8 protein-coding genes and 1 tRNA gene are annotated in these 11942 nt (G+C 74.6%); 7 read left to right on the top strand and 2 right to left on the bottom strand.

The features are described 5' to 3' along the window. Positions 1–18: 18 nt before the first annotated feature. From fdh to nrfD, 3 genes are read left to right on the top strand one after another with little or no spacing between them, the layout of a single operon-like run. Complete coding sequence (gene fdh, locus CFT82_RS10040) at positions 19–3324, top strand: formate dehydrogenase (protein ID WP_200815140.1); 3306 nt, start codon at positions 19–21, stop codon at positions 3322–3324. Continuing rightward, entirely contained in the window at positions 3321–4406 is a 1086-nt protein-coding gene (locus CFT82_RS10035) for a 4Fe-4S dicluster domain-containing protein (protein WP_200815127.1), read from the top strand. The genes fdh and CFT82_RS10035 overlap by 4 nt, the downstream gene beginning before the upstream one ends. Next, positions 4403–5581 (top strand): NrfD/PsrC family molybdoenzyme membrane anchor subunit, encoded by a 1179-nt coding sequence (gene nrfD / locus CFT82_RS10030; protein ID WP_088818989.1) that lies wholly within the window; start codon positions 4403–4405, stop codon positions 5579–5581. The genes CFT82_RS10035 and nrfD overlap by 4 nt, the downstream gene beginning before the upstream one ends. 14 nt (positions 5582–5595) lie before the next feature. Here the strand turns inward: nrfD and selD are convergent, their stop codons facing one another. Next, entirely contained in the window at positions 5596–6651 is a 1056-nt protein-coding gene (gene selD / locus CFT82_RS10025) for a selenide, water dikinase SelD (protein WP_088818988.1), read from the bottom strand. Positions 6652–6742: 91 nt separating this feature from the next. Between selD and CFT82_RS10020 the strand changes: the two genes are divergently transcribed. From CFT82_RS10020 to CFT82_RS10010, 3 genes are all read left to right on the top strand, one after another. Beyond that, positions 6743–6838 (top strand) — tRNA-Sec (locus tag CFT82_RS10020). A gap of 88 nt (positions 6839–6926) precedes the next feature. Next, positions 6927–8264, top strand: a complete 1338-nt coding sequence (gene selA / locus CFT82_RS10015; RefSeq protein WP_088818987.1) for an L-seryl-tRNA(Sec) selenium transferase — start codon at positions 6927–6929, stop codon at positions 8262–8264. After that, positions 8261–10174: a SelB domain-containing protein gene (locus tag CFT82_RS10010; RefSeq protein WP_088818986.1), complete on the top strand. Its 1914-nt coding sequence runs from the start codon at positions 8261–8263 to the stop codon at positions 10172–10174. The genes selA and CFT82_RS10010 overlap by 4 nt, the downstream gene beginning before the upstream one ends. Before the next feature lie 40 nt (positions 10175–10214). On the opposite strand, the gene CFT82_RS10005 is transcribed toward CFT82_RS10010, so the two are convergent. After that, on the bottom strand, positions 10215–11330 hold the full coding sequence (locus tag CFT82_RS10005; protein WP_088818985.1) for a threonine aldolase family protein: 1116 nt from the start codon (positions 11328–11330) through the stop codon (positions 10215–10217). A gap of 100 nt (positions 11331–11430) precedes the next feature. Between CFT82_RS10005 and CFT82_RS10000 the strand changes: the two genes are divergently transcribed. Beyond that, entirely contained in the window at positions 11431–11820 is a 390-nt protein-coding gene (locus CFT82_RS10000) for a hypothetical protein (RefSeq protein WP_088818984.1), read from the top strand. The last annotated feature ends 122 nt before the right edge of the window (positions 11821–11942 follow it).

Genomic DNA, 11942 nt, shown 5'->3' with positions numbered 1-11942 from the left:
CGAGACGAGGTGACGCCTGTGGGCCTTCCCACTCCCCTGAACTGGCCGGTCCTGCGCCAGCTGCGTGACGGCGACGCTCTGGGACGCGGCCGTGCCGTGACCAGCGAGACGACGCGCTCCTGGACGCCGCGCACCAGCGAGGCCGACCGCGTGGTCCAGAGCGTGTGCCCGTACTGCGCCGTGGGCTGCGGGCAGAAGATCTTCGTCAAGGACGACAAGGTCGTGCAGATCGAGGGCGACCCGGACAGCCCGCACAGTCGGGGCCGGCTGTGCCCGAAGGGTTCTGCCAGCGAGCAGCTCGTGAACAGCCCCACCCGGGTGACCGAGGTGCTCTACCGGCGTCCCGGAGGTACCGAGTGGGAGAAGCTCGACCGCGAGACCGCGCTCGAGATGATCGTCGACCGCTTCCTCGACACGCGCCGCCGCACCTGGCAGGAGCAGGACGAGAAGGGCCGCCGGCTCGGGCGGACGATGGGGATCGCGGCCCTCGGCGGGGCCACCCTCGACAACGAGGAGAACTACCTCATCAAGAAGCTCTTCACCGCGGCCGGCGCGGTGCAGATCGAGAACCAGGCCCGTATTTGACACTCCGCCACGGTCCCCAGTCTGGGGTCCTCGTTCGGGCGTGGCGGTGCCACGCAGTCGCTGCAGGACATGGCCAACGCCGACTGCATCGTCATCCAGGGTTCGAACATGGCCGAGTGCCACCCGGTGGGCTTCCAGTGGGTTGCTGAGGCCAAGGCCCGGGGTGCCCGGGTCATCCACGTCGACCCGCGCTTCACGCGTACCTCGGCGGTGGCGGACACGCACGTGCCGATCCGGGTGGGCAGCGATGTCGTGCTGCTCGGTGCCCTGGTCCGGCACGTGCTGGAGAACGAGCTCTACTTCGAGGAGTACGTCCGCGCCTACACGAACGCGGCGACCCTGATCGACGAGGACTTCCGGGACACCGAGGAGCTCGACGGGCTCTTCTCCGGCTACGACCCGGAGACCGGCGCCTATGACATGAGCTCCTGGGCCTACGACGCGGGTGACCGCGGTGACTCCGACGGCGAGGTCGAGGAGCCCGACCAGGGCCACGGCCACGGTGCGGCGAAGGCGGCCCGTGCCGAGGGGGACTCCCACGGTGCCAGCGGCCCGGCCCTGGAGCACTCAGAGGTGCTGCGCGACGAGACCATGCAGCACCCGCGCTGTGTGCTCCAGATCCTCAAGCGGCACTACCAGCGATACACCCCGGAGATGGTCGAGCAGGTCTGCGGCATCACCCCCGAGCAGTTCGCGGACCTGGCCGACGCCATCACCTCGAACTCCGGCCGCGACCGGACCACCTGCTTCGCGTACGCGGTGGGCTGGACCCAGCACAGCCTGGGCGCCCAGTTCATCCGCACCGCGGCGATCCTGCAGCTCCTGCTGGGCAACGTGGGTCGCCCCGGCAGCGGCATCATGGCGCTGCGCGGCCACGCGAGCATCCAGGGTTCCACGGACATCCCGACCCTGTTCAACCTGCTGCCCGGCTACCTGCCGATGCCCAGCGTCGGCAAGCACGACACCCTCACCGACTATCTCGACTCGATCGCCAGCAAGCAGCAGAAGGGCTTCTGGGCCGAGGCCGACGCCTACACCGTCAGCCTGCTCAAGGCCTGGTGGGGTGACGCCGCGACCGCGGAGAACGACTGGGCGTACGACCACCTGCCCCGGCTCAGCGGGAACCACGGCACCTACGCGACGGTGAAGGGGCAGATCGCCGGTGAGGTGGAGGGCTACTTCGTCCTCGGCCAGAACCCGGCCGTCGGCTCGGCCAACGGGCGGATGCAGCGCGAGGGCCTGAAGAACCTCAAGTGGCTGGTGGTCCGCGACTTCCAGCTCATCGAGACGGCCACCTTCTGGAAGGACGGCCCGGAGGTCGTCGAGGGCGAGTGGGCACCGGAGGACATCGACACCGAGGTCTTCTTCCTGCCCGCGGCCAACCACACCGAGAAGGCCGGAACCTTCACGCAGACCCAGCGTCTGGTGCAGTGGCGCCACAAGGCGGTCAACCCGCCGGGTCAGGCCCAGAGCGAGCTGGACTTCTTCCACCAGCTCGGCGAGCGTCTCCGCGAGCGGCTGGTGGACTCGGACGACCCGCGCGACCGGGCGCTGCTCGAGCTCACCTGGGACTACCCGAAGGACGAGCACGGCGAGGTCCTGCCGGAGGCCGTCCTGGCCGAGATCAACGGCCGCTTCCTCACTGGCGACCGGGCCGGGGAGCCGCTCGACTCGTTCACGCAGATGCGGGCCGACGGGTCCACCGACGGGGGTTGCTGGATCTACACCGGCATCATGGCCGGTGGCGAGAACCGCGCGGCCTCCCGCCCGCCGGCGGCCGAGCAGGACGAGCTGGCGACCAACTGGGCGTGGGCCTGGCCGGCGAACCGCCGCATCCTCTACAACCGTGCCTCGGCCGACCCCGAGGGGCGTCCGTGGAGCGAGCGCAAGAAGTTCATCTGGTGGGACGAGGAGACCGGCCGCTGGACCGGGCCGGACGTGCCGGACTTCCCGGTCACCACGGCCCCGGACCACCGCCCCGAGCCCGGGGTGGGCGGCCCGGCCGGCATCGCCGGTGACGATCCGTTCGTCATGCAGTCCGACGGCAAGGGCTGGCTGTTCGCGCCGAAGGGCATGGTCGACGGCCCCCTGCCGGCGCACTACGAGGCGCAGGAGTCCCCTGTGGCCAACCCGCTGTACTCGCAGCAGCGGAACCCGGCCCGGCTGCTCATGCCGGGGGAGGACAACCTCTTCGCCCCCAGTGGCGGCCAGGTCGGCTCGGAGGTGTACCCCTACGTGTTCACCACCTACCGCCTCACGGAGCACCACACGGCCGGTGGCATGAGCCGCTTCCTGCCCTACCTCTCGGAGCTCCAGCCGGAGATGTTCTGCGAGATCTCCCCGGAGCTCGCCGAGGAGCGGGGGCTGGAGCACGGGGGCTGGGCGACGATCATCAGCCCGCGTGCCGCCATCGAGGCCCGGGTCCTGGTGACCAGCCGGGTGCGCCCGGCGCGGCTCGGGGACCAGGTGGTCCACACCATCGGGCTGCCCTACCACTGGGCGATGGGCGACGAGGCGGTCGTGGCCGGTGACTCGGTCAACGACCTGCTGGGCGTAGCGATGGACCCGAACGTCCAGATCCAGGAGAGCAAGGTGGGCTCCTGCGACATCCGACCGGGCCGCCGCCCGCGGGGCGAGGGGCTCATGGCCCTGGTGAGCGAGTACCACGAGCGGGCCGGGGTGACCCCGGCCACCGGGGAGCGCACCGCCGGACGCACGACCGAGGAGGACCCGCAGTGACGTCCCTGGCCGACCAGTTCTTCGGGCCCACCGACCCGGGCCGCGACGCCGGGTGGGAGCCCACGCCGCGCAAGGGCTTCTTCACCGACACCTCGATCTGCATCGGCTGCAAGGCCTGCGAGGTGGCGTGCAAGGAGTGGAACGCCCTGCCGATGGACGACCTGGGGCTCACCGGCAACTCCTACGACAACTCGAACGACCTGGGCGCGAGCACCTGGCGCCACGTGGCGTTCATCGAGCAGGACGCCGACCGGATCGAGCAGGCCCGCGAGTCGGGCCGCCGGCTGGTCGACCTCGGCATGCCCACCGTGGGTGCCCCGGAGGGGGCAGGCCGGGCCCCGTCGCCGGCCACGGACGCCCCCGGCCCGTTCGAGACCGGCCCGATCGGCCCCATCGGGCAGATGCCCTCGCTGCCGGCGACGGACGCCCCGGTGGCGTCCGGGGTGACCGGTACCGGCGCCCCGGTGCCGGACTTCCGCTGGCTGATGTCCTCCGACGTGTGCAAGCACTGCACCCACGCCGGCTGCTTGGACGTCTGCCCCACCGGTGCCCTGTTCCGGAGCGAGTTCGGCACCGTCGTGGTGCAGGCCGACGTCTGCAATGGCTGCGGGTACTGTGTCGGCGCCTGCCCGTTCGGTGTCATCGAGCGGCGGACCGACGAGTCCGGGGGCCACGGTCACCCGGACGGCGGCGACGTGCCGCGGATCGGCATCGCCCAGAAGTGCACCCTCTGCTACGACCGCATCGGCCACGACCAGACCCCGGCCTGCGCGCAGACCTGCCCCACCACGTCGATCCAGTTCGGCGACCACGAGGAGATGGTGCGACGCGCCCACGAGCGGGTGGACGTGCTGCGCACGAGCGGCTTCCCTGAGGCGCGGCTCTACGGCGCCAACGAGGACGACGGCGTGGGTGGCACCGGCTCGGTCTTCCTGCTGCTCGACGAGCCGGAGGTCTACGGGCTGCCGCCGGACCCGGTGGTGCCCACCAAGCACCTGCCGCAGATGTACCGGACCGCCGTCGTGGCCGGGCTGGGCCTGCTGGGCGCGGCCGCGGCCTCCTTCCTGGGAGGTGGGGCATGAGCACCAGCGAGTTCGACAGCTATGTCCCGCCGGAGTTCACCGGGCCCCGCAAGAAGCGTCGCGGTGGGCGTGACCTCAGCCGTGACGGTGCCGGGGAGCGGGCCGCCGCGCGGCGCACCGACTGGCTGACCGGCCGGGGGCGGGGCCGCGGCGAGCAGCCGGTGGTGCCGGAGCCCGAGTTCACGAGCTACTACGGCCACGGGGTCGTCAAGCCGGTGCCGTGGAAGCACGAGATCCCGGCCTACCTGTTCCTCGGCGGCGTGGCGGCCGGTTCCGGCCTGCTCGCGGCCGGCGCGCTCGCCACGGGCAACGACCCGCTGCGGCGCAGCGCCCGGTTCACGGCCATGGTGGGGGCGGGGCTCAGCGGCGTCGCGCTCATCGCCGACCTGGGGCGCCCGGAGCGCTTCCTGAACATGATGCGGACCTTCAAGGTCACCTCGCCGATGTCGATGGGCACCTGGATCTTCAGCGGATTCTCGGCCTTCGCCGGGCTGTCCACGGCGTGCGAGCTGGTGCGGGTCCTCGAGGAACGGGACCTGTCCGCGTTGCTCGGTGCCCCCGCGGCCGCGGAGCTCGAGGCCGTCCTGGACGACCTGCGCCCGGTGCTGCGCCCCGTCGACGCGGTGGCCGCGGCTGGCCTCGCCGTCTCTGCCGCCCCGCTCGCCGCGTACACGGCGGTGCTGCTCAGCGACACCGCCACCCCGCTGTGGTTCGAGTCGCGCCGGCACCTGCCCTTCGTCTTCGTGTCCTCGGCGGCCCTGGCCTCCGGTGGCGTGCAGATGGCGCTGGTCCCGGTCGGGGCCGCGGCCCCCGCCCGTCGGCTGGCCCTGCTCGGCGTCGTCGGCGACCTGGTGGCCGTGCACCGCCTCGAGGAGCACCTGGAGGCCGAGGGCGTCCTCGGCCCGCTGCACAGCGGGAACCCCGGGCGGATGATGCGGGCGGCGAAGGCCCTCGTCGTCGCCGGTGGGGTCGGGGCGCTGCTTGCCCGACGCTCCCGGACGGCCGGGGTGCTGGGCGGGGTGGCGTTGGCCGCGGCCTCGGCGCTGACCCGGTTCGCGGTCGTCGAGGGCGGTCAGGAGTCCGCGCGCGACCCGCGGTGGACCGTGGAGCCCCAGCGCCGCCGGCTCGAGGAGCGTCGGGCCGGCGGCCCGGTGGGCGACTCCATCACCACCTGACCGGCCCGGTCTCCTCAGACCACCTGAACCAGGGCACCCTCGGGCAGCGACCCGGCGGCGACGGTCTCGCCGACGATCGGCGCACCCGGCACCTCGCCGACCACGAGCAGGCCACCGGAGGTCTGCGCGTCGGCGAGCAGGATCAACTCCTCCTCGGCGATGCCCTCTGCGGCCAGGTGCGGCGCCACCCAGTCGAGATTGCGGCGGGAACCCCCGGGGACGTGCCCGGCCGCCAGGGCCTCCCGGGCGCCCGGCACGTACGGGACGGCCGCGGCATCGATCCGAGCGGCGACCCCGGAGGCCCGGCACATCTTGAACAGGTGCCCCAGCAGGCCGAACCCGGTGACGTCGGTGGCGGCGCGGGCGCCGGCGTCGACCGCGGCGCGGGAGGCCACGTCGTTGAGCGTGGTCATGACGGCCACGGCCTCGGGGTGGAGGGTGCCGGTGGACTTGTGGTGGTTGTTCAGCACGCCCAGGCCGAGCGGCTTGGTGAGGCTGATCGGCAGGCCGGCCGCGGCGGCGTCGTTGCGCAGGAGGCGGTCGGGGTGGACGGTGCCGGTGGCGGCCATGCCGTAGATCGGCTCCGGGTTGTCGATGCTGTGCCCGCCGATGACCGGGCAGGCGGCTCGGGTGGCGACCTCCAGGCCGCCGCGGAGCACCTCGGTGAGCAGCTCCGGCGGGAGGACCTCCCGGGGCCAGCCGACGAGGTTGATGGCCATGACCGGGGTGCCGCCCATCGCGTAGATGTCGGAGAGGGCGTTGGCGGCGGCGATGCGTCCCCAGTCCACCGGGTCGTCGACGACGGGGGTGAAGAAGTCGGCGGTGGAGACGACGGCTTTGTCGGGGGAGAGGAGCACCACGGCGGCATCGTCGCCGTCGTCGAGGCCGACGAGCACCTCCGCGGCGGGGCCGGTGGGGGTGCCGGGCGTGTCCGGGGTGGCGGCGGCGCTGGTGCCGGTGGCGAACTGGTTCCGGAGTCCGGCGACGGCCTGCTCGAGCTCACCCGGCGGGATCTTGCAGGCGCACCCTCCGCCGTGGGCGTACTGGGTCAGGCGCTTCGGGGTCTCCATGGCCGCAATCTACTGGGGCGGGGTGGGACGGCCGCTGTCGGGGCGCGGGCGGGTGCCGGGTGTCGGGATGCGCCGGCGTACCCTCGGCCACGGAGGCGTCTGGGTTCCTGGTGGGCCCCCCGGTCTTCAAAACCGGTGAGGGCGAGCATCTCGTCCTGGCGGGTTCGATTCCCGTCCGCCTCCGCCAGACGTGCCGCCTTGCCGGCTGCGGATACCCCTGGGCGTGGCATCTCGCCCCCGCAGGGGCCCGCCCACCCTCGTCGTAGCCTTTGGCCATGACCGGTGACCCCGCAGCCCCCACGGACCCGCGGCGCCACGTCCCGCGCACCGATGCCGTGCTGTCCGACCCACGCCTCGCCGCGGCCCTGGCCCGCTTCGACCGGTCCACCGTCCGGGCCGCCGTGTCCGCCGCCCAGGGGCAGGCCCGCACCGGCGAGATCCCCCCGGTCGAGGTGCCCGACGCCGCCCTCGCCGCCCTCCCGCCCCGGGCCAGCAGCCTCACCCCGGTCCTCAACGCCACCGGTGTCGTCGTCCACACCAACCTCGGCCGCGCGCCCCTGAGCACCCTGGCCCGCGAGGCGCTCCTCGATGCGGCCGGTGCCGTTGACGTCGAGCTGGACCTCGCCACCGGCCGCCGCAGCCGCCGCGGTGTCGCCGCCACCACCGCCCTGCGCGACGCGGTCCCCGGCGCCGAGTCCGCCCTCGTGGTGAACAACGGCGCCGCCGCCCTGGCCCTGGCCGCCGCCACCCTCGCCACCGGCAAGGAGGTCGTCGTCTCCCGCGGCCAGGTGGTGGAGATCGGCGACGGCTTCCGCCTCCACGAGCTCATCGAGTCCACCGGCGCCCGCATCCGCGAGGTCGGCACCACCAACCGCACCCACCTGCGCGACTACGCCGAGGTCGTCGGCCCGCAGACCGGCTGCATCCTCGTGGTCCACCCGAGCAACTTCCGCGTCGAGGGCTTCACCGCCGGGGTCCCGGTCCGCGAGCTGGCCGGCCTGGGCGTCCCGGTGGTCCACGACATCGGCTCGGGCCTGCTCGCCCCCGAGCCGCTCCTGCCCGGCGAGCCCGACGCCCGCACCGCGCTGGCCGAGGGCGCCGACCTGGTGACCGCCAGCGGCGACAAGCTCCTCGGTGGCCCGCAGGCCGGCATCGTCCTGGGCCGCGCCGAGCTCGTGGAGCGCCTCCGCCGTCACCCCCTCCAGCGGGCGATGCGGGTGGACAAGCTGACGCTCGCCGCGCTGGAGGCCACTCTCCGGGCCGCCGACGTCCCGGTCACCACCGCCCTGCGCCGCACCCCCGCCGAGCTCGAGCAGCGTGCCCGCCGCCTCGCCGACGCCCTCGGCCTGGCGGTCACCGCCGTCGACGGTCGCGTCGGGGGTGGGGGAGCGCCGGGGGTGCCGCTGCCGGGCTGGGCGGTGGTCGTCCCGCCCGAGGTGGTGGAGCGGCTCCGCACCCCGGACGCCGCGGTGGTGGACGGCGCCACACCCCCGGTCCCGGCGGTGCTCGCGCGCATCGAGGACGGCCGGGGCCTGGTGGACCTGCGCTGTATCGACCCCGCCGACGAGCCGGCCCTCGAGGCCGCCCTCCGTCGTGCCCTGGGGCGCCCGTGAGTCCGCGCCGCCAGGTCGTCGCCACCGCCGGCCACGTGGATCACGGCAAGTCCACGCTCGTCCGGGCCCTGACCGGCCGGGACCCGGACCGCCTCACCGAGGAGAAGCAGCGCGGCCTGACCATCGAGCTCGGCTTCGTCTGGACCGCGCTGCCCTCCGGGGCGGAGGTCGCCTTCGTCGACGTGCCGGGGCACCGGCGCTTCATCGGGACCATGCTCAGCGGGCTGGGTCCGGTCCCCGCGGTGCTCCTCGTGGTGGCGGCCGACCAGGGCTGGCAGGAGCAGACCACGGAGCACCTGGCGGCGGTGGAGGCGCTCGGGGTCCGGCACGTCCTGGTGGCCGTCACCCGGGCGGATCTGGCCGACCCCGGCCCCGTCGCCGACCGTGCCCGGTCGGAGGTGGCGGCGGTGCTGGGACGCACCGGCGCCGCGGTGGCGCCGGGCGAGGTGCCGCTGGTGGCCGTCTCCGCCGTGAGCGGTGAGGGCATGGTCGAGCTCACCGCCGCGTTCGACCGCCTCGTGGCCGCCCTGCCCGAGCCCGACCCGGCGGCCCCGGTCCGGCTCTGGGCGGACCGCTCCTTCACCGTCCCCGGCAGCGGCACCGTGGTCACCGGCACCCTGGGGGCGGGCACCCTGCGCCCGGGCGATGCCCTGGAGCTCCTCGACGACGAGGGCGAGGTGGCCACCGTGGAGGTCCGTGGCCTGCACAGCCAGGGCCGGGCCGCCGAGGCGCTGGGTCCGGTGACCCGGGCGGCGGTCAACCTGCGGCGGGTGGAGCGCGAGGCGGTGGGGCGCGGGGCCGTCCTCACGACGCCGGGTGCGTGGGAGCGGGCGGACGTCGTCGACCTTGCCGTGCGCCCGGTCACCGGGGCGGAGGTGCCGCCGGTCCATGCGATGCTGCACGTCGGTACCGCCGACCTCGAGGTGCGGGTGCGTCCGCTGGGGGCTGGTGCGGTGGTCCGGGTGACCCTTCCGCACGCCCTGCCCTGGCGGGTGGGGGACCGGGTGATCCTCCGCGACCCGGGCACCCGCGAGCTGTGGGCCGCTGAGGTGCTCGATCTCGCGCCCCGGCCGCTGCGCCGACGGGGTGCCGCCGCGGCCCGGGCGGAGGACCTGGCCGCGGCCTGCGGTGCCGAGGCCGAGGGGCAGGGCGGGGAGCCTGCCCGCCCGGACCGTCGGGCGGCCCTGCGGGCGCTGCGGCTCACCGAGTGGCAGGTGCAGCCGGCGGGCCTGCTGGAACGCCTCGGGCTGGACAGCGGGGCCGGGGCCGAGGCATCCGGAGCGACGGCCGATGAGGTGCCCGCCGAGGTCCGGGTCGGGGAGCTCGTCGTGGACGGCGCCGCCTGGTCGGCCTGGGGCGAGGAGCTCGCCCGGGCCGTCGCGGCCCACCACGAGGCCGACCCGTTGAGCCCGGGAGTTCTCGTGGCCGGTGCCGCGAGGGCGCTGGGGTTGCCGGGGCGGCTCAGTGCGAGCGAGTGGTCCGATCTCGTCACGGCGCTGGCCCCGGTGGCCGGGCTGGAGCTCACCGACGGCCTGGTCCGGAAGCCGGGTGCTGGCGGGCTGGGGGCGGCCGAGGCGGGCATCGTCCAGGTGGAGCAGTGGCTGCGCCAGGAGCCGTTCAACGCTCCCGAGGCGCACGAGCTCGCGGACCTGGCCCTGGGGGCGCGGGAGCTGGCCGCTGCAGCCCGGGTGGGGCGGATCCTCCGTCTGCCCGGTGAGGTGGTGCTGCTGCCCGACGGTCCCGCCCGCGCCATGCGGGTGCTCGCCGGTCTGCCCCAGCCCTTCACGCTCAGCGAGGCCCGGCAGGCCCTGGGCACCACGCGTCGGGTGGCGGTTCCGCTGCTGGAGCACCTGGACGGTCGCGGGTGGACCCGGCGGGTCGACGGCCAGCGCCGCGAGGTGGTGCGCTGAACGTGGGCTGGCCGGCGGCAGGGCTCGGCCCTTGGCCGGCTCAGTCCTCGGCCAGCGCCGCGATGCGGTCCGCGGCCTCGGCCACGTCGAAGGCCAGCGTGGTCGCCCCGACGGTCAGTTCGGTCCAGACCCAGCCGGGCACGTCGGCGGCGCGCCACTGCATCGGCAGCATCACCTTGTCCCGTTCCACGGCGGCCAGCGCGCGCTCGCTCACCGCATCGGCCGACCCGGGGAGGTAGGCGCGGAAGGCGACCGCGTGCGGCTCGGCCGGCACGGTGCGGACGCCGCGCTCGGCGAGTGCCGCGGCCCAGTCGCGGGCGTAGGCGTGGCGGGCGGCCATCTGCGGGAGGTGCTCCTCGAGCCCGCGCAGCGCCCCCACCGCGAAGGGCATGAGGGTGAAGAGCGTGCCGCCCTGCCTGCGGCGCCAGACGCGGGCCTCGGCGCAGAGCCCCTCGCTGCCGGCCAGCGCGGCCCCGGCCATCCCGGCCAGGCCCTTGTAGAACGAGACGTAGACCGAGTCGGCGAGGCCGGCGATCTCGGCGAGCGGCCGGTCGAACCACGGCTGGCTCTCCCAGAGGCGCGCGCCGTCGAGGTGCAGGGCGACCCCGCGCTCGCGGCAGGCCTCGGAGAGCCCGGTGAGCTCCTCCCAGGTGGGCAGGAGGTAGCCGCCGTCGCGCAGCGGCAGCTCGGCCAGCGCCGCGCCGAGACGGCCCGGGATGCGGGCGAGGTGCTCGGCGGTGGCCACCTGTGGCCCGGTGGTGAGGTGCTCGACCTCGAACCCGTGGAGGCGGCGGGGGCCGTCCTCCTCGTGGACGAGCAGGTGGGAGAGGTCCGGCATCGCCACCCGGCGGGTGCCGGCGGCGTCGCAGTGGACGCGCAGGGCGATCTCCTGGGCCATGATCCCGCTGGGCATGAACACGGCGTCGGGCTTGCCGAGCAGCCCGGCGACCCGCCGCTCGACGAGCGCGACCGTGCCGTCGTCGCCGTAGTGGTCCCAGCCGGCGGTGCCCGGGGCGAGGTTGCCGCGCTCGACGAGGGCGTCGAGGTGGTCGGCGAGGCTGCGCAGCTCGGATGCCGGGGAGGGGCGGCCCCCGGTGAGGTGGCGGGTGGCGGCGTCGGCAGCGGCCTGCTGGCGGGCGGCGAGTTCCTCGGTCATGCGCCGAGCCTACGGGCGGGAGGCCCGCTGGTGCCGGGGCGCTCGCCTATCCTCCGAGGCTGTGAGCAGCGATGGTGAAGGGAGGCCGGCAGACCGGGCGATGAGGCGGCTCCAGGAGGAGGTCTCCGAGCTGCAGGACTTGGTCAGGTCGCTGAGCCTGAGCGTCCAGTACGGGGAGGCCGAGCCCTTCGAGGCATTCCTGACCCGCCACGGGATCGCGGGGCGGCGCCGGAGTGCCTTGCACCTCACCCTCGATGCAGTGCTGGCCCGGGCTCTCGGTCAGGACCCGCATCCCCTCTCTGCTCACGCCCTCGAGGACTTGTCCGAGTTCGCCGACCCGCTGCGGCAGGCGGGCGAGCCCGGCCCGGTCACCCGGGGCGAGGCGCTCCGGATCCTGGCGCAGGTCGTGGGCTCCACCGAGCTGGCCGAGGAGGCGCTGGAGGCACATCGGGCGCGCGGCTTCGCCCTCGAAGCCCACGCCGCGCTGTGAAGCTCCTGAGGCCGCCCGTCCCACATCTGGGACACTCGCATCGCGCGCCCCGCAGATGCAGGCGCCCTCCGCTGCTGCAATGGGAGCACCCGGCACCGGCCGGCCCGCACCACCCGAGTCGA

Source organism: Kytococcus aerolatus, from assembly GCF_900187395.1.
GTDB lineage: Bacteria > Actinomycetota > Actinomycetes > Actinomycetales > Dermatophilaceae > Kytococcus > Kytococcus aerolatus.
This window is presented reverse-complemented; position numbering and strand designations above follow the sequence as displayed.